Annotated in this window: 13 protein-coding genes; 10 read left to right on the forward strand and 3 right to left on the reverse strand. The window is 72.4% G+C overall.

Translation table 11 applies throughout. The features are described from left to right. The first annotated feature begins 160 nt into the window (after positions 1–160). Entirely contained in the window at positions 161–1,402 is a 1,242-nt protein-coding gene (locus CA984_RS06280) for an aminoglycoside phosphotransferase family protein (RefSeq protein WP_086569167.1), read from the forward strand. A gap of 252 nt (positions 1,403–1,654) precedes the next feature. On the opposite strand, the gene CA984_RS06285 is transcribed toward CA984_RS06280, so the two are convergent. Continuing rightward, the gene (locus CA984_RS06285) at positions 1,655–3,445 is read right to left on the reverse strand and encodes a gamma-glutamyltransferase family protein (RefSeq protein WP_086569169.1); all 1,791 of its coding nucleotides are present in this window, start codon (positions 3,443–3,445) and stop codon (positions 1,655–1,657) included. Positions 3,446–3,576: 131 nt separating this feature from the next. Here CA984_RS06285 and CA984_RS06290 point away from each other — a divergent pair, with 131 nt between their 5' ends. The 4 genes from CA984_RS06290 (at position 3,577) to CA984_RS06305 (ending at position 7,564) form a co-directional block, all read left to right on the forward strand. After that, positions 3,577–4,689, forward strand: coding sequence for a sensor histidine kinase (locus tag CA984_RS06290; protein ID WP_086569171.1), 1,113 nt, complete (start codon positions 3,577–3,579; stop codon positions 4,687–4,689). Then, positions 4,686–5,333, forward strand: coding sequence for a response regulator transcription factor (locus CA984_RS06295; RefSeq protein ID WP_086569173.1), 648 nt, complete (start codon positions 4,686–4,688; stop codon positions 5,331–5,333). The genes CA984_RS06290 and CA984_RS06295 overlap by 4 nt, the downstream gene beginning before the upstream one ends. Positions 5,334–5,427: 94 nt before the next feature. Further along, a complete protein-coding gene (locus CA984_RS06300; RefSeq protein ID WP_242675774.1) occupies positions 5,428–6,051 on the forward strand; it encodes a Uma2 family endonuclease in 624 nt (207 codons plus the stop codon). A gap of 97 nt (positions 6,052–6,148) precedes the next feature. Then, positions 6,149–7,564 carry a tetratricopeptide repeat protein gene (locus tag CA984_RS06305; RefSeq protein WP_086569177.1) on the forward strand — a complete coding sequence of 472 codons (1,416 nt, stop codon included), beginning with the start codon at positions 6,149–6,151 and terminating at the stop codon, positions 7,562–7,564. Positions 7,565–7,647: 83 nt separating this feature from the next. Here the strand turns inward: CA984_RS06305 and ald are convergent, their stop codons facing one another. Then, positions 7,648–8,763 carry an alanine dehydrogenase gene (gene ald, locus CA984_RS06310; RefSeq protein WP_086569179.1) on the reverse strand — a complete coding sequence of 372 codons (1,116 nt, stop codon included), beginning with the start codon at positions 8,761–8,763 and terminating at the stop codon, positions 7,648–7,650. Between the two features lie 91 nt (positions 8,764–8,854). After that, the gene (locus tag CA984_RS06315; RefSeq protein WP_031162372.1) at positions 8,855–10,249 is read right to left on the reverse strand and encodes an aspartate aminotransferase family protein; all 1,395 of its coding nucleotides are present in this window, start codon (positions 10,247–10,249) and stop codon (positions 8,855–8,857) included. A 280-nt stretch (positions 10,250–10,529) separates the two neighbouring features. Between CA984_RS06315 and CA984_RS06320 the strand changes: the two genes are divergently transcribed. The 5 genes from CA984_RS06320 (at position 10,530) to CA984_RS06340 (ending at position 17,844) form a co-directional block, all read left to right on the forward strand. Continuing rightward, on the forward strand, positions 10,530–11,876 hold the full coding sequence (locus CA984_RS06320) for a M20/M25/M40 family metallo-hydrolase (protein ID WP_086569181.1): 1,347 nt from the start codon (positions 10,530–10,532) through the stop codon (positions 11,874–11,876). Positions 11,877–12,226: 350 nt separating this feature from the next. Then, positions 12,227–13,000, forward strand: coding sequence for an ABC transporter ATP-binding protein (locus tag CA984_RS06325; RefSeq protein ID WP_165781126.1), 774 nt, complete (start codon positions 12,227–12,229; stop codon positions 12,998–13,000). Further along, entirely contained in the window at positions 12,997–15,279 is a 2,283-nt protein-coding gene (locus CA984_RS06330) for a YhgE/Pip family protein (protein WP_086569184.1), read from the forward strand. Before CA984_RS06325 ends, CA984_RS06330 begins: the two co-directional genes overlap by 4 nt. 14 nt (positions 15,280–15,293) lie before the next feature. Then, positions 15,294–15,953 carry a TetR/AcrR family transcriptional regulator gene (locus CA984_RS06335; RefSeq protein ID WP_086569186.1) on the forward strand — a complete coding sequence of 220 codons (660 nt, stop codon included), beginning with the start codon at positions 15,294–15,296 and terminating at the stop codon, positions 15,951–15,953. Between the two features lie 106 nt (positions 15,954–16,059). Next, positions 16,060–17,844 carry a substrate-binding and VWA domain-containing protein gene (locus CA984_RS06340; protein WP_086569188.1) on the forward strand — a complete coding sequence of 595 codons (1,785 nt, stop codon included), beginning with the start codon at positions 16,060–16,062 and terminating at the stop codon, positions 17,842–17,844. Positions 17,845–17,852 lie beyond the last annotated feature (8 nt).

Raw genomic sequence — 17,852 nt, forward strand, 5'->3', positions numbered from 1 at the left:
ATCTCCACCTTCCGTACGGCCTCCCCCCGCCTCCCGGCTGCCTCCCGCGCCTTCCGGACGGTCTCCGCCGGCGTCCAAGCGACCTCCACCGCCTCCCGGGCGGCCTCCCGGCGCGGAAAACCGTTCGCCCGCCCGCCGTGCCGGCGAGCAGACTGGTCGGATGGATCGAGGATCAGGCCGGACGGTCAGCGCGCTGGTGACCGTCGGCGACCGGCGGCTCGGGGCCGTCGGCCCGTTCCCGGTGGACAGTCCCTGGTGGGCCGATGTCGAGCCGGTCGTCGCGTATCTGGAACCGGTACTCGGCGTGCCCGTGACGGTGCTCCGCCTGCTCGACGTCGACGGCGGCGAGGGCGCCCGGGACGGGCACGTGACCTACCACGTCGAAGCGCTGGGACCTCCCCGCCACGATCTGCCGTCGCCCTGGCCCGACGGTTCCGGCGACCTGACGGCCCCGTCCGCGTGGCGGGCCGGCTGGGCCACGGCTCCGGGCGTGCGTGAGGCGCTGGACTGGGCGGATTCCGCACTCCGCGCCTCGGGCCGGCCGCCGAGCGGACCCGCCGGGCAGGTGAGGACGTGGAACCTGTCCGGGCTGTTCCGGCTGCCGACCTCGCGGGGCCCGGCCTGGCTCAAGATCACCCCTGGGTTCGCGACCTGCGAGGCGCGCGTGATCGAGACGTTCGCCCAGGTGGACTCCGATTCCGTGCCCGCCGTGCTGGCCGCCGACCCGGCCCACCGGCGGGTGCTGCTGGAGCACGTACCCGGAGAGGACTGCTGGGACGCGTCCGAGGACGTCCTCGGCGGCGCGGTCCGCCGTCTGGTCGCGGCGCAGGCGGCGATCGCGGAGCGGGGGGAGGGGATCCCCGACTGGCTGCCCGACCGCAGGCCGCAGGTGCTCGCCGGCATGGTCGACGAGCTGCTCGACGGCGAGGTGGCCGGAGAGCTGAGCGCCGACGAGCTGTCGTCGGCCCGCCGGCTGGCCGGACGGCTGCCGGCGCTCGTCTCCTCGCTGGAGGCGTGCGGCCTGCCGTACACCGTGGTGCACGGCGACTTCCATCCCGGCAACGTGAGGTCGGACGGGCGGCGCACGGTCATGGTGGACTTCGCCGACAGCCATTTCGGGCACCCCGTGCTGGACGGGCTGCGGATGCGCGACTTCGTACACGACGGCGAGCGGTCGGCGCGGGTGGCGCGCGTCTGGGCCGAGACATGGTCGGCCCGCGTTCCCGGCTCGGATCCGGCCCGCGCGCTGGCCCTCGCGGAACCGCTCGCCCACCTGGCGTACGCCGTGAGATACCAGGAGTTCCTGGACAACATCGAGCCGAGCGAGCGGCGCTACCACGCGGGCGACCCCGCCTCGGAGGTCCGCGCCGCCCTGGAGTGCGTCCGGCCGTCCGCCCCCTGACGGAGCGCGCCGGCCGGTCGGCGACGACCGCCGCGCCGCGCCCCTCCCGAGCGGCGATTCCCCGGAGCCACGGGCTCCGGGGACCGCGGTCGCCCGGGATGCCCGGGCCGGCCGGGGAACCGTGGCCGCTCGGGGGCCGAGGCCCCAGGGGAGCCGGGGCCACCGGGGAGCCAGGGCTACCGGGGCCACCGGGGAGCCGGGGCCACCGAGGAGCCACGGTCGCTCGGGGGGTGCGGCCGGGCGGGAAGGGTCCTACCGGCGCCCGCTCACCACCAGGGCGCTGCCGCCGCCCCTCCGGGTGGGCTCGGCGACGGCCTGGAGCCTGCCGTGGCGGAGGAACTCGACGGCGGTGGCCGCACCGATCTCCGGATTCAGCACCAGGCTGTGCCCCTTGGTCGTGAGCCCGGCACCGTAGCGGTCGATGAAGCCCTGCTCGGCCTGGGTCTGGGCGGTGTTGCGCTGGGTGGCGCGGGGGGCGGCCAGCGCGTCCGGCAGCGACATGCCGAGGTCCCAGCGGTTGACCAGGATCTGCAGGACCGTGGTGATGATCGTGGAGCCGCCCGGCGAGCCGAGCGCGAGCAGCGGCCTGCCGTCGGCCAGGACGATCGTCGGAGCCATCGAGGAGCGGGGTCGCTTGCCGGGCGCGGGCAGGTTGGGGTCACCCGGGGCGGGCCCGAAGGTGAAGTCGGTCAGCTCGTTGTTGAGCAGGAAGCCCCGGCCGGGGACGACGATGCCGTTGCCGCCGGTGGACTCGATGGTGATGTTGTAGGCGACCACGTTGCCCCAGCGGTCCGCCACGACCAGGTGGGTGGTCTCCGGCCCTTCGGCGGGCGTCGGGGTGGCCTGCGCCGGGGACGCGGCCTGGCACGGCCCGTAGGCGCCGTCGGGGTCTCCCGCCGGGGCCGGGTGGGGCAGCGCCCGGTCGCCGACCAGGCAGGCGCGCTCCTTGGCGAACCCGTCGGACAGCAGCTCCTTCAGCGGCACGCCCGGGATGTCGCCGACATACTTGCCCCGGTCGGCGAACGAGAGCCGGGAGGCCTCCAGATACTCGTGCACGCCGACCTCGGGAAGGGCCTCCAGGATGTTGAGCACCTCACCGACCGTCGAGCCGCCCGAGGACGGGGGCGCCATGCCGTACACGTCCATGCCCTTGTAGGTCATCTTCGTGGGCGGTCGCTCGATCGCCCGGTAGGCCCGCAGGTCGGACAGTTCCATCAGGCCGGGCCGTACGTTACGGGTGGAGCCGGGTGTGATCGGCGGGCTCTTCACCGTGGCCACGACCTCCGAGCCGAGCCGCCCCCCGTACAGCCAGCCGCCGCCCTCCCTGCCGAGCCGGCGGTAGGTGTCGGCGAGCTCGGGGTTACGGAAGGTGGAGCCGACCGGGGGCGGGGCGCCACCGGGGAGGTACAGCTTGGCGGTGGAGGTGAAGTCCTTGAACCGGGCCGCGTTGGCGGCGGTCTGGTCGTAGAAGGTCTGGTCGACGGTGAACCCCTCGGAGGCCACCTTGATCGCGGGCTTGAGCGCCTGCCCGAGCGGGAGCGTGCCGAACCGGCGCAGGGCCAGCTCCCACTGCGCCACGCTGCCCGGCACCCCCGCCGACAACCCGCTGGTGACCGCCTCGTCGAAGGTGATGCCCTCCAGGGACGTCGCGGTCATCGCCCGGGGCGCCGTCTCCCTGCCGTCGATCGTGTGGACCTTCTTGTGCCGGGCGTCGTAGTAGACGAGGAACCCGCCCCCGGCCAGCCCTGCCGAGTAGGGCTCGGTCACCCCCAGCGTGGCCGCCGCCGCGACGGCCGCGTCGATCGCGTTGCCGCCCCGGCGCAACACCCCCAGCGCGGCCTCGCTCGCGTCCAGGTCGACGGTCGCGACCGCCCCGCCGTACCCCTCGGCGACAGGTCTCTTCTCCGCCTGACTCGGCGGCGACGCCTGACCCGGCGGCGACACCTGGCCCGGCGGTGACGCCGCCACGGCGGGCTGCACCAGCAAGACGGAGCCACCGGCCAGGATCCCGGCGAGCGGCACGGCTAAGCGACGAGCGATCATGATGGCCTCCTGCAGACAGCTTGTCTCAGCTCGCCTGCCCTGTCAGCCCCTCGGCTACCACGAGTGTCGTAGTTCCTCCTGCCCCGGAGGGCGGATGCGCTGATCAGCGGGGTGGACATAAGGTTCCGGACGTGCGCGCCAAACCCCGATGGATCGACCCGCTGCTCCCGCTGTTCGTGGCGGTCCTCCAGGTCACGATGACCTGGGGGGCCCAGTGGAACCAGCCCGACCGCGCCGAGGCTGACGCGATCGGCGTCGCGCTGCTGGTGGCCGGGCCGCTCGCGCTGGCCGCACGGCGCCGCCACCCGGTGTTCACCCTGCTCGCCACCCTGGCCGTGACCTGCCTTTTCATCGCCCGAGGCCACGCGTACGGCCCGATCTTCTTCAGCCCGGTCATCGCGCTCCACAACGTCGTCGTCCTCGGCCGACGGCGCATCGCCTGGGCGGTCTCGGCCGTGGCCTACGTGTTCTTCGTCGTCTACACGACCTGGCTGGCTCCGGTCCCCAGCCCCGGGCTGTGGCACATGTTCGCGGTGGCGACGGCCATCGGGGTCGTCCTGGCGCTGGGCGAGTTCGTCCGGGCCAGGAGAGAACGGCTGGCCGAGCACGAGCTGGTGGTGCAGGAGGAGACCCGGCGGCAGGCCAGCGAGGAACGGCTGACCATGGCCCAGGAGCTGCACGACGTGCTCGCGCACAACATCTCCCTCATCCACGTCCAGGCCTCCACCGCGCTGCACCTGATCGACGACCAGCCCGAGCAGGCCCGCACCGCGCTCACCACCATCAAGCAGGCCTCCAAGGACGTGCTGACCGAGATGCGCTCGGTGCTCAGCGTGCTCCGCGACGGTGCGCCCCGCTCCCCCACGGCCGGGCTGGAGCGGCTGGAGGAGCTCGTCGAGCGCGGCGGGCTGCCTGTCACCAGGAAGGTGACCGGCCAGGTCAGGGCGCTGCCGCCGGAAGTGGACCGGGCCGGGTACCGCATCGTCCAGGAGGCGCTGACCAACGTCACCCGGCACGCGCCGGGCGCGACGGTCACCGTCCTGCTGGAGTACGGCCCCCGCGAGCTGCTGATCCGGATCACCGACACCGGCGGCGGAGCGCCGGGGGAGAGCCTGGGCGGCGGGAACGGCGTCCCCGGCATGCGGGAGCGGGCGGCCGCCCTGGGCGGCGCGCTGACCGCCAGGCACCATGGACAGGGCTTCCGCGTCGAGGCGCGGCTGCCGATCCCGGAGGGACCCGAATGATCAAGATTGTCATCGCCGACGACCAGGCCCTGGTCAGGGCCGGGTTCCGGGCCCTGCTCGACGCGCAGCCGGGGATGACCGTGGTGGCCGAGGCCTCCGACGGCGCCCAGGCCGTACGGCTGGCCGCCGAGCACGAGCCCGACGTGGTGCTGATGGACATCCGGATGCCGGGCATGGACGGCCTGACCGCCACCCGGCGGATGCCCCCGGGACCGAGGATCATCATCCTGACGACCTTCGAGCTCGACGAATACGTCTTCGAGGCGCTCCGCAACGGCGCCAGCGGGTTCCTGGTCAAGGACACCGAGCCGGCCGAGCTGATCCAGGCCGTCCGCGTCGTCGCCGGCGGCGACGCCCTGCTCTCCCCCGGCGTCACGCGCCGCCTGATCGCCGAGTACGCCAGCCGCGCCAAGCCGCCCCACCCCTCCCAGGACCTCGTCCTGCTCACCGACCGCGAACGCGAGGTCCTGTCCCTGGTCGGCACCGGCATGACCAACGACGAGATCGCCGGCGAGCTCTTCATGAGCCCGGCCACCGCCAAGACCCACGTCAGCCGCGCCATGATGAAGCTGCACGCCCGCGACCGCGCCCAGCTCGTCGTCATCGCCTACGAGTCCGGCCTGGTCCGTCCCGGCTGGGTGTAGCCCTCCGCGTCTTTGCCGATCCCTCACGCTCCGGCGACACGTTTGGGATACTCACCGTGTTCACGAGGACACGAAGGGGCACATACTCATGCTCATGACATCACGACGGCGCCCGGCCGACCTGAGGCCCTCCCCCGCAACCGCGTCCCAGCCCCTGCCCGGTACGGCCCGCGAGCTCTTCGACGCGCTCCCGCAATTGCCCGGGCTCCGCACCGAAGTCATCGACGGGAGACTCATAGTGAGCCCGGTAGGCACCCCCGAGCACGCCAGGATCGCAATGCGCCTGTACAACGCTCTCCTCCCTCTCATCGAGGAAAGAGGGTGGGACGGGTTCAGCGGCAACGTCGACGTCTGCATCGACGGGCCCCGCGACCCGGTCGAGCCGGACTTCGTCCTGGCCCCGGCCGACTGCCCCCGCTGGGGCGACCGGGAGCTGCTCTCCTCCGGCCTGATCATGGTCGCCGAGATCGTGTCGCCCGGAAGCGTCGTCGACGACCGGGATCGCAAACCGGGCATCTACGCCTCCGGCCAGATCCCCGTCATGATCATTATTGATCCCGTCGCGACCCCGGCCACCGTGACCGTTCTCAGCGACCCGAAGGACGGCGTCTACCTGACCTCCGCCCGCGTCGCGGTGGGCAGCCCGGTGAACATCCCCGAGCCGGTCGGCTTCACGCTGGACACCTCCGTCTTCGAGAAGGCGCTGGGCAGGCCGTAACGGGGGCGGGAGCACGGCCGGGGCGGCAAGTCGGCGATTACGCTCCGCCGCCGCGCGCTCACATGTAACCCTGTGCGTTGTCGGCGAGGAGGGTGACATGGGGTGGTGGCCAGGTGACGGGGAGACGACCGGCGTCCCGGCACCCACCCCGCCGGGCGCGGAGCACGGGATCCGCCCGGACGGCGAGGCCGGGCTGCTGCTGGCCGCGCACGGCGGCGACGTCCGGGCCGCGCACCTGCTCGGCCGCCACTTCACGCAGCGGGGCGACCGTTCGGCGGCGCGGCACTGGTGGGAGCGGGCGGCGGCCGGGGGAAACATGGACAGCGCCTACAACCTCGGCGTCTGGCACGAGAAGCACGGCAGCCTGGAAGAGGCCGTGCGGTGGTACGGCCTGGCGGCGGGCGGCGGCGACGCCGAGGCCGCGGCGAACCTGGCGACGCTCCTGCTGGAGCAGCGCGGCGACATGGCCGCAGCCCGGCGCTGGTTCGAGACGGCGGCGCGGGCGGGCTCCCGGCCCGCCGCCCGGCGGCTCGCACTGATCTGCGAGGACGGCGGCCAGACGGAGGCCGCCGTTGAATGGCACCGGCGGGCGGCGATGGGCGGCGACCTGGCCTCCGCCCATGACCTGGGGTTCCTGGCCTACACCTTCGGCGAGGAGGAAGGGGCGCTGCGCTGGTGGGAGATGGCCGCCCGGGGCGGCCACGCCGACGCGGCCTACCATCTGGGCCTGTTCCTGCGGGCCGGCCAGGATCCGGAGGGCGCCGAGGCGTTCTACCGGCTGGCCGCCGGGCACGAGCACCCCGGGGCGGCGTCCCAGCTCGGCGGGATCGCGCTGTCGCGGGGGGATCTGCGCACCGCCCGCGCCTGGTTCGAGCGGGCCGCCTGCGCCGGGCGGGTCAACGACCAGCGGACGGCCGGGTTCGTGTGCGTGGAGCTGAGCGACCCCCGGGCGGCCGGCCACTGGTTCGCCAGGGCCGCGGCCGGCGGCGATCCGGAGGCCGCCTTCAACTACGGCCTGCTCCTCATCGCCGAGCACGACGACCTGGAGGGCGGACAGCACTGGTTCCGGCAGGCGGCACAGGCGGGGCATCGCCGGGCGGCGGTCGAGCTGGCCTCGCTGCTGCCGGCGACCGGTCTCTCCCGCGAGGCGGAGCGGTGGCCGGCGGAGCCGCCGTCCCCGATCCGGGACCGGACCGCCGAGCCCGAGCTCGTCGCCCGCGCGGAGCTGGCCTCCGCCGCCGTGGCCCGGCGGGGCGGGGCCCCGCTGAAGGTCGGCGACCTGACCGAGATCCTCGGGACCTGGGATCTGGTCACCCGCCCGCTGCGCGACCACACCGACGTGACGGCCTGGCTGATCGGGCGGAGCGGCCTGCAGCCGGGCGCGGTCGAGCGTCTGGCCTCGGTCCGGGCCGCGCTGCTCCGTCCCGGCAGCGCCCCCTGGCCGACCGCCGCCGAGGTCGAGCACGTCCTGGCCACCGTCCGCGACCTGCGGGCCCGCCTGGCGCCGCGGTGAGACGGCGGAACGGCCCGCGCCGCACCCGGATGGGCGCGAGGCGCGGGCCGTCCCGTCGTGCCAGGGCGGCGATTCCGTCCCGTCTAGTCGGCGAGGACCTGCGATACCGGCACGTACGGCAGGTCGAGGGCGAGCGCGACCTGGTCGTTGGTGAGCCGGCCCGCGTGGGTGTTGAGCCCCGGCGCGAGGCCGGCGTCCTGCTGGAGCGCGGACTTCCAGCCCAGACCGGCGAGCTTGACCGCGTAGGGCAGCGTCGCGTTGGTCAGCGCGTAGGTGGAGGTGTTGGCCACCGAACCTGGCATGTTGGCCACGCAGTAGAAGATCGAGTTGTGGACCTGGTAGGTCGGCTCGGCGTGCGTGGTCGGGCGGGAGTCCTCGAAGCAGCCGCCCTGGTCGATGGCGATGTCGACGAGGACGGAGCCCGGCCTCATGCGGGAGACCAGCTCGTTGGAGACGAGGGTCGGGGCCTTGGCGCCCGGGATCAGCACCGCGCCGATGACCAGGTCGGCCTCCAGGACCTCCTTCTCGATGGCGTAGGAGGTCGAGACGAGGGTCTTCAGACGGCCCTGGTAGATGGCGTCGATGGAGCGCAGGCGGTCGATGTTGAGGTCGAGGACCGTGACGTCCGCGCCCATGCCGACCGCGATCTGCGCCGCGTTGAGACCGGAGACGCCGGCGCCGATGACGACGACCTTGGCCGGGGCCACGCCGGGCACGCCGCCGGGCAGCACGCCGCGGCCGCCGTTGAAGCGCATCAGGTTGTAGGCGCCGACCTGCGGGGCCAGGCGGCCTGCGACCTCGGACATCGGGGCCAGCAGCGGCAGGGTGTTGCCGACCTGGACCGTCTCGTACGCGATACCGGTGACCTGCTGCTTGAGCAGGGCGTCGGCGCACTCGCGGCCCGCCGCCAGGTGCAGGTAGGTGAAGAGCACCTGCCCGGCACGCATGCGGCCGTACTCCTCGGCGATCGGCTCCTTGACCTTGAGGATCATGTCGGCCTCGCCCCACACCTCGTCGGCGGTGTCGAGGATCTTGGCGCCGGCGTGGAGATAGTCCTCGTCGGGGAGGTGTGAGCCGAGGCCCGCGTCGCGCTGGACGTAGACGTCATGGCCGTGACGGACCAGTTCGTGCACGCCCGCCGGGGTGGCGGCGACGCGGTACTCATGGTTCTTCACCTCGGCGGGCACGCCGATCTTCATCATGGTTCCTCTCGGAGTTTCGGCTGGGGGGTCAGAGCACGGGTCGAACGGGGGGCGGGTGTGTCTGGGCGAGCCGGGTCCGGCGGCTAACTCACAGCCGGCTCCATGCCTCCGTGAGCACGGAGCGGAGAATCGACTCGATCTCGTCGAACTCCTTGGGGCCGCAGATGAGCGGCGGGGCGAGCTGGACCACGGGGTCGCCGCGGTCGTCGGCGCGGCAGTACAGGCCCGCGTCGTAGAGGGCCTTGGACAGGAAGCCGCGGAGCAGGCGCTCGGACTCGTCGGCGTTGAAGGTCTCCTTGGTGTCCTTGTCCTTGACCAGCTCGATGCCCCAGAAGTAGCCGGAGCCGCGTACGTCTCCGACGATGGGCAGGTCGCGGAGACGCTCCAGGGTGGAACGGAAGACCGGCTCGTTGCGGGTCACGTGACCGAGCAGGTCCTCGCGCTCGAACAGGTCGAGGTTGGCCAGGGCGACCGCGGCGGAGACGGGGTGGCCGCCGAAGGTGTAGCCGTGGGCGAACATCTCGGTGCCGTTGCTGAACGGCTCGAACAGCCGGTCCGAGGCGATCATGGCGCCGATCGGCGAGTAACCGCTGGTCATGCCCTTGGCGCAGGTGATGATGTCGGGGACGTAGTCGAACTTCTGCCCGCCGAACATGGTGCCGAGGCGGCCGAAGGCGCAGATGACCTCGTCGGAGACGAGCAGGACGTCGTACTCGTCGCAGATCTCGCGCAGGCGCTGGAAGTATCCGGGCGGCGGCGGGAAGCAGCCGCCGGCGTTCTGCACCGGCTCGACGAAGACGGCGGCCACGGTGTCGGGGCCCTCCATCTCGATGGCGCGGGCGACGCGCTCGGCGGCCCAGTAGCCGTACTGCTCCGGGGTCATGCCGGGGACGCCGGTGATCTCGTCGGCCCGGTAGTGGTTGGTGTTCGGCACGCGGACCGAGCCCGGGACCAGCGGCTCGAACATCTGCTTGAAGGCCGGGATGCCGGTGATCGACAGGGCGCCCTGCGGGGTGCCGTGGTAGGCGATCTGGCGGCTGATGACCTTGTGCTTGAGCGGCTTGCCGGTCAGCTTGAAGTACTGCTTGGCGAGCTTCCACGCGCTCTCGACGGCCTCGCCGCCGCCGGTGGTGAAGAAGACGCGGTTGAGGTCGCCGGGGGTCTCGGCCGCCAGCCGCTGGGCCAGCTCGACGGCCTTGGGGTGGGCGTAGGACCAGAGCGGGAAGAACGCCAGCTCCTGCGCCTGCTTGGCGGCGGCCTCGGCCAGCTCGCTGCGGCCGTGCCCCGCCTGGACCACGAACAGGCCGGCGAGTCCGTCAAGGTAGCGCTTGCCGTGCACGTCGTAGACGTATGCGCCCTCACCGCGCACGATCATCGGGACTTCGGCGCCCCTGTCAGAGCTGTGCCGGCTGAAGTGCATCCACAGGTGGTCCTGCGCGGCCTGCATGAGCGAGGCCACGTCGGTGTTTTCAGGGTGGGTCATCGCTATCTTCCCTCGAAGGTCTGAGCTTCCCAACAGTCTGCAGCCAGCAGAACGTCTTGCCAAGTGAAAACGTGGCAATAGAGTGCAAGAACTTCGGAATCCGCAAAACAGGCATGCAACAACAACGAAATCCGCGTACGGAATCCGGGAGTGTCCGGACCATGGGCAACCCTCGGTTCCGTTTGACGGAATCCCGGTGTGCTGGAATCGGGGTGAACCACAGCCACATGCCGGCTGTGATCAAATAGGACGACCAGATATTGAGATGCGAGGGAACGTCGTGACTCCTGACGAGATCGAAGGCGCCGTCGCCGCGGGCCTGCCCCAGGCGGTCGAAGACCTCAAGCGGCTCGTCGCCATCCCCTCGGTGGCCTTCCCGGGCCACCCGGAGGAGCCGGTGCGCGCCGCCGCCGCGGCGACCGAGGAGCTGCTGCGCAGCACCGGGCTGCCGCACGTCCGGCAGATTCCGGTCGAGGGAAGCTTCCCCGCCGTCTACGCCGAGGCCCCGGCCCCGCCCGGCGCGCCGACCGTGCTGCTCTACGCGCACTATGACGTACAGCCCGCGGGCGACCCCGCGCTGTGGCGCACCCCGGCCTTCGAGCCGACGGAGATCGACGGGGCCATCCACGGCCGCGGCGCCGCCGACGACAAGTCCGGCGTCATCTCCCACGTCGCCGCGCTCCGCGCCTTCCAGGGACGCTTCCCGGTGGGCATCAAGGTGATCATCGAGGGCCAGGAGGAGTACGCCGGGGAGCGCCTTGAGACCTTCGTCGAGCAGAACCCCGAGCTGCTCCGCGCCGACGCGATCATCGTCGCCGACTGTGGCAACCCGAGCGTGGGCGACCCGGCGGTGACCACCTCTCTGCGCGGCATGGGCGCCTTCACCGTCGAGGTGCGCACCCTGAAGGAGTCGCTGCACAGCGGCTCGTTCGGCGGCGCCGCCCCGGACGCGCTCGCCGCGCTGATCCGGATGCTGTCCGCCCTGCACGACGACCACGGCGACATCCGCGTCCCCGGCCTGCCGCGCGGCAGCTTCCTCGGCTCCGGCCCCTCGGAGGAGGAGTTCCGGGCCACGGCGGGCGTGCTCGACGGCGTCTCGCTGGTCGGCTCGGGTTCGCTGGCCGACCGCCTGTGGGCCTCCTACGCCATCACGGTCACCGGTCTGGACGTGCCGACCGTCTCCGGCGCCATCAACGCGGTCCAGGCGGTCGCGCGCGCCCGGGTGACCGTGCGCGTGCCTCCGGCGGGCGACCCGAAGACGACCGTGGACGCCGTGGTCGACTTCCTGCGGCAGGTCGCTCCCTGGGGTGTGGAGGTGCACGTCACCGACTACGTGCTGGGCTCCGGCTACCTCGCCGACTCCGGCGGGGCCGCCCGCGCCGCACTGAACCGGGCGATGGAGCGCGCCTTCGGCCGCCCGCCGCGCGACGTCGGCGCCGGCGGCTCGATCCCGCTGGTCTCCACGCTCGTCAAGCAGTTCCCCGCCGCCTCGATCCTGCTGTTCGGCGCCGAGGACGACGACGCCTCGATCCACGCGCCCAACGAGCGGGTCAACGTCGAGGAGCTGCGCCGCACGGCCCTCGCGGAGGCGCTCTTCCTCCAGGAGTACGGCTCCGCGACGGTCTAGCACGACCGTTCGAGAGGACCCGTCCCACCCGGCACGACCGGGAGGGGCGGGTCCTTCCGCATTGTCGCGGGCCACCTGTCTGATCAGGTGCTCTCCGGGAGGCCGGCCGTCAGCCCCGGGGGAACGGGGAGTCCGGGAGGGCCGTCAGGGCCCGGAGCGTGTCGCGACCGCCCCAGGAGGCGTCCATCCATACGGCGCCGCACGTGAACCGAGCCGGTCGCTCACCTGACCACGTCAGATGAATGACCGCTTTCGTGAGAATCGACACCTTTATCCGGCCGGTCACCTGCGGGAATCCTGCACGTGATATTTTTGTACTGACTGGTCAGTCTAAAGGTTCGGAGGGCGCGGTGTTCCACGGGGTCGCGGTGCGCGCGGTCGGCCTGTCCCTCAAAGGCGAGCATGGATGGGTCTACCGCGACGTCGGCGTGGCGGCCGAGCCGGGCGGCCTCACCGTCGTCACCGGGCAGGCGGGCAGCGGGCGCACGAGCCTGCTCCTTACCCTGGCGGGACGGATGAGACCCTCCGAAGGCACGCTCACCGTCGGGCGGTACGCCAGGCCGAGGGCGATCCGGCGGGTCGCCGCGCTCGGCCTGGTCGACGGGGTCAACGACCTGGAGAAGGCGCTGACGGTCCGCGAGCACCTGCACGAGCGGTCGCCGGGCATGTTCTGGGGCAGGCGGCAGGAGTCGCGGGCCGGGACCGCGCTGACCTTGGCCGGCCTGGAGCTGTCCCCCGGCGACCGCACCCTCATCCGCGACCTGAGCCGGGAGGAGCGGGTGCGGCTCGGGATCGCGCTCGCGCTGCTCGATGCCCCGGGGCTGCTGGTCCTCGACAACGTGGACACCGGCCTCGCCCAGGACCGCCAGGAGGCGCTCTGGGCGACGCTGGGAGAGCTGGGCGAGCGAGGGCTGACGGTCTTCGCCGCCTGTACGGAGAGCGAGCGGGCGGCGGCGGTTCACCTGCCCTCCAGGAACCCCGAGAGCTCCGAGAACCCCGGGAACTCCGGGAACTCCGTAAGCCCCTCGAAGACCGCGCGACCAGTGGAGCCGGGGACCACGGCGGACGGGCGGGACGGGAAGACCGTGGCGCGGACCGTACAGACCGAGGAGAGGGACCGATGAGATCGTTGCGGCTGGGACGGCTGGAGCTGCGGCGGTTCACCCGGTCGCGGCTGACCCGGGCGGCGCTGGCGGGCGTGGTGATGCTGCCGCTGCTGTACGCCGGGCTGTACCTGTGGTCGTTCTGGGACCCGCAGGGCAACCTCGAGAACATCCCCGTGGCGCTGGTCGTGGAGGACAGGCCCGCGACCGTCGACGGCAGGACGGTCGACGCGGGCCGCGAGCTGGCCGACGAGCTGCGTGACCGCAAGGTCCTGGGCTGGCACACGGTCGACGCCCGGCAGGCCGCCGACGGCGTGAACGACGGCAGCTTCTACCTGTCCCTGACCATCCCCGCCGACTTCAGCGCCCGGCTCGCCTCACCCTCCGGCGACGGCACGCCGACCCCGGCCGAGCTCGGCGTGCGGGTCGACACCGGCCGCAGCTACATCATGGGAACGATCTCCGACGCGGTGTTCACCGAGGTCAAGGACGCGGCGGGCCGTACCGCGCTGAAGGACTACTGGGACAACGTCTTCGTGTCCTTCGGCGAGCTGCACGACGCCACCGCCAAGGCCGCGGACGGTGCGGACGATCTGCACGACGGTACGGCGAAGGCCGGAAAGGGCGCGTCCACCCTGAACACGGGCCTCGGCCAGGCCAAGACCGGCACCCACCAGCTCACCGTGGGCCTGGGCAGCGCCAACACCGCCACCGGCCGGCTGTCGGCCGGGGCGGACAAGCTGACCAGGGGCCTGGGCCAGGCGGAGAGCGGCTCACGCAAGCTGGGCCAGGGGCTGGCGAAGCTGGAGAAGGGCGCCAAGCAGGTAGCCGACGGCAACGCACAGGTCTACGAGCAGGTCCACGCCCAGGTGCCGAAGATCAACAAGGTGGCCGACGAGGTCGTCCCGGTGCTGGAGGAGAACGGCGCGCGGCTGCGATCGCTCGCGGAGGCCGTCGAGCGGGGCGCCGGCCTGGTCGCCGACGGCGCGGGAGCGCTGCCCGGCGGGATCAAGCAGGGGGCCGAGCAGTCCCGGCAGCAGGCGCAGCAGCTGCAGAACTGGCTGGACGGCAATCCGGACGCCGATCCGCGGCTGCGGGCCATCGCCGAACGCCTCGCCCGGTCGACCCAGGAGGTGGCCACCGGGCTGGAGGGCGCCGCCACCGGCGACGGCGGCGGCGCCGCGGCCCAGCTGCAGCGGGACGCCCGCAGGATCGCGGAGGTCGCGGGCCGGACGGCGGAGGTCGCGCCGACCGCGGGCAGGCAGCTCGACCAGGCCAGAGACAAGATCAATCAGTTGGACGAGGGGCTCGGCAAGCTGGCCGACGGCTCGGCGAAGCTCCACTCCGGCCTCGGTGACGCGGCGGACGCCAACGGAAAGATCACCTCTGGGATCTCCCAGCTCGGCGACGGCTCCGCCCAGCTCAGCCAGGGGCTGACCCGGCTCGGCGGCGGCATCGTCAAGCTGAGCGACGGCGCGGCCAGGGTGGACAGCGGGGTGGGCCGCCTGCACGAGGGCGCCGGGGAGCTCACCACCGGCATCGGCAAGCTGGCCGACGGGTCCAGGGAACTGAGCGACAAGCTCGGAGACGGCGCCGAACAGATCCCCGACTACGGCAGGGACGAGCGCGCGGACCGGAGCGACATGATGAGCGAGCCGGTCAAGCTGGCCGACCAGGTCCTCAACGAGGTTCCCAACTACGGCACCGGGTTCGCGCCGTTCTTCGTCCCGCTGGCCCTCTGGGTCGGCGCGATGGTGAGCTACATGGTGCTGCGCCCGCTCAACCCCCGCCTCCTGGCCGGTACGGCCCCCGCCTGGCGGATCGCGGTGGCCGGTTGGCTGCCGGGGCTGGTCCTGGGCGCCGCGCAGGTGGGCGTGCTGATGGCGGTGATCAGGTTCGGGCTCGGCATGGAGGCCGCGCACTGGGCCGGGATCGCCGGGATCCTGCTGCTCACCGTGGCGGCCTTCCTGGCGATCGTGCAGGCGGTCAACGCCCTGCTCGGCGCGCCGGGGCGGGTCGTGGTGCTGGCGCTGCTGATGCTCCAGCTGACCTCGGCCGCCGGGACGTACCCGATCGAGACCTCGCCGGGCTTCTTCCAGACGATCTCGCCGTGGCTCCCGATGAGCTGGGTGGTCAGCGCGCTGCGACGGCTGATCAGCGGCGGCGACCTCACGGTGGTCTGGCAGGCCTGCGGGGTGCTGACCCTGACCGTGGCGCTGGGCCTGAGCCTGACCGTCTACGCCGTGCACAAGGGACGCACCTGGTCGATGCGGCGCCTCCACCCCGAGCTCGCGCTCTGACTACGGTTCCCTTTATGACAGAGCAGCGGGCCGGGGCCAGAGACGCCGGCACGGAGCGGGGCCGCCGGGAATCCGGGACGGGTGCGACCGCGAGGAGGGGTGACGGCCGCCGGGCCGAGACGAGGCTCAGGCTGTTCACGGCGGCGGTGGAGGTGATCGCGGAGCAGGGGTACACCGCCGCCACGGTGGACGCGATCGCCGAGCGGGCCGGAGTGGCCAAGGGCACCGTGTTCTACAACTTCGGCAGCAAGGAGGCGCTCTTCGCCGCGCTGCTCGAACACGGCATCCAGCGGCTGGCCGACGCGATGGGCGAGGCGGACACCGGGCAGGCGGCGTTCGACGCCCTCGACTCGGTGGTCATGGCGCAGCTGCGGTTCTTCGAGGAGTACGGCGCGTTCGCCCGGGTGCTGCTCGCCGAGATGTGGCGCACGGCCTGGCAGGACGCGGTCGCCAGGCTGCGCGAGCAGGCGCTGGGGGTCTACGCGGGCGCGCTGCGCCGGGCGGTGGCCGAGGGCGCGATCCGGGAGGACCTGGACGTGGAGACCGCGGCGACCGCCGTGTTCGGCATGGTGCTGACCGTCTCGATCGAGCGCCGGGCGCTGTACCCGGACCGTCCGATCGAGCAGTTGCACGCCACCCTCGTCGATCTCCTGCACGGGCGGGTCTCCGGCTAGACCGTCCCCTGCGGAGGGCGGCGGTCCGGCCTCGCGGAAGGCGGCCGGTCCAAGGGAAATGGTGGAAACCTTGTCCAGGTAAATCGGTTCTTCCTACGATCATCGGGTGGCCTACTCCCCCGCACGACCCCGCCGACGGATCCTGCCCTACCTCCTGGCCGTCGTGCTGGCCATCGGACTGATCGCAGGACTGCGCTGGTTCTTCGGCAGGAGCGGGGAGAGCAAGCCGAGCGCCTGCTCGGGCGAGTCGGCGAAGATCCGGGTGGCGTCCTCCCAGGACAAGATCTGGATCCTGCGGGAGGTCGCCAAGGAGTACAGCGGGCGGACCGTGGCCGGGCGCTGCGCCGAGGTGGTCATCGACGAGGCCAATTCGGGCACCGCGATGCGGGCCCTGGCCAGGGGGTGGAAGGAGCAGACCGACGGCGAGCGGCCGGACGTGTGGTCCCCCGCCGCCTCCGCGTGGGTGACGCTGCTGCGCCAGCAGGCCGCGGGCACCGACGGCACCGTGCCGGTCGCCGACGGGAAGCCGGTACCGATCGTGACCGCGCCGCTGGTCTTCGCGATGCCCAAGCCGATGGCCGAGGCCCTGGGCTGGCCGGGCAAGGCGATCGGCTGGGCGGAGCTGGCCGGGCTGGCGGCCGACCCCAAGGGCTGGGCGAAGTACGGTCACCCCGAGTGGGGCCAGTTCAAGCTGGGCAAGACCAACCCCAACTACTCGACCAGCGGCCTGAACGCCACCATCGGCGCCTACTTCGCCGCGACCGGCACCACCTCGGACCTGACCGCCGGCGACATCGCCGACGCCAGGACCCGCGACTTCGTCAAGGGCGTCGAGCAGTCGATCGTGCACTACGGTGACATCTCGATGACCTTCCTGGGCAACCTGCTCCGCGCGGACGACCGGGGCGAGTCCATGGCCTACATCTCCGCGATCACCGTCGAGGAGAACTCGGTCACCGACTACAACCGGGGCAACCCGTCGGGCAACCCGGCCACGCTGGGCGAGCACGCCCCGCCGCGCACCCCGCTGGTGGCCGTCAGCCCCAAGGAGGGCACGCTCTTCTCCGACCACCCCTACGTCCCGCTGACCTGGATGGACCCGGCCAGGAAGGCCGTCGCCGACGACTTCCTGACCTACCTGCACAGCGCCCCGGTGCAGGCGAGGTTCCAGTCGTACGGCTACCGCGGCTTCGACGGCAAGCTCGGCCCCCAGGCCACCAGGGAGAACGGCGTCATCCCCGACGCCACGATCACCACCCTCAACCTGCCCACCCCGACCGTCCTGGACAAAGTCCTGCGGAGCTGGTCGGAGCTGCGCAAGCGGGCCAACGTGCTGATCGTGGTGGACAAGTCGGGATCGATGGAGGAGGAGGCGGCGGGCACCGGCGAGAGCCGCCTGGAGCTGGCCAAGAAGGCCGCGATCAACGCGCTGCCGCAGTTCCGCGGGGACGACAAGGTCGGTCTGTGGGCCTTCTCCACCAGGCAGGACGGCGACAGGGACTACCGGGAGCTGGTCCCGGTCGACTCGGTGTCGAAGATCGGCCCGGCGCTCCGCGACGAGCTCGGCGGGCTGACCGCCGGGGGCGGGACCGGGCTCTACGACACCACGCTCGCGGCCGTCGAGCGGATGCGCGGGGCCAGGGACGCCGGGGCGATCAACGCGGTGGTCTTCCTCACCGACGGCAAGAACGAGAAGAACGGCGGCAGCGACCTGGCCAACCTGCTCGGCAGGCTCAACCCGGACGTGCGCCTGTTCACCATCGGATACGGCGAGGGCGCCGACCAGGGCGTGCTCAAGCGGATCGCCGAGGCCACCGACGGAGCCGCCTACGACTCCTCCCGGGCGGACACCATCGACCAGGTCTTCACCAGCGTGATCTCCAACTTCTGACCGCGTTC

This window comes from Streptosporangium minutum (assembly GCF_002149035.1).
GTDB lineage: Bacteria > Actinomycetota > Actinomycetes > Streptosporangiales > Streptosporangiaceae > Streptosporangium > Streptosporangium minutum.

Excerpts from the sequence above, each read along its gene's own strand:
- CA984_RS06315 (WP_031162372.1), bottom strand. The coding sequence starts at position 10,249 with ATGACCCACCCTGAAAACACCGACGTGGCCTCGCTCATGCAGGCCGCG.
- CA984_RS06295 (WP_086569173.1), top strand. The coding sequence starts at position 4,686 with ATGATCAAGATTGTCATCGCCGACGACCAGGCCCTGGTCAGGGCCGGG.
- CA984_RS06305 (WP_086569177.1), top strand. The coding sequence starts at position 6,149 with ATGGGGTGGTGGCCAGGTGACGGGGAGACGACCGGCGTCCCGGCACCC.
- CA984_RS06285 (WP_086569169.1), bottom strand. The coding sequence starts at position 3,445 with ATGATCGCTCGTCGCTTAGCCGTGCCGCTCGCCGGGATCCTGGCCGGT.
- CA984_RS06330 (WP_086569184.1), top strand. The coding sequence starts at position 12,997 with ATGAGATCGTTGCGGCTGGGACGGCTGGAGCTGCGGCGGTTCACCCGG.
- CA984_RS06335 (WP_086569186.1), top strand. The coding sequence starts at position 15,294 with ATGACAGAGCAGCGGGCCGGGGCCAGAGACGCCGGCACGGAGCGGGGC.
- ald (WP_086569179.1), bottom strand. The coding sequence starts at position 8,763 with ATGAAGATCGGCGTGCCCGCCGAGGTGAAGAACCATGAGTACCGCGTC.
- CA984_RS06280 (WP_086569167.1), top strand. The coding sequence starts at position 161 with ATGGATCGAGGATCAGGCCGGACGGTCAGCGCGCTGGTGACCGTCGGC.
- CA984_RS06300 (WP_242675774.1), top strand. The coding sequence starts at position 5,428 with ATGACATCACGACGGCGCCCGGCCGACCTGAGGCCCTCCCCCGCAACC.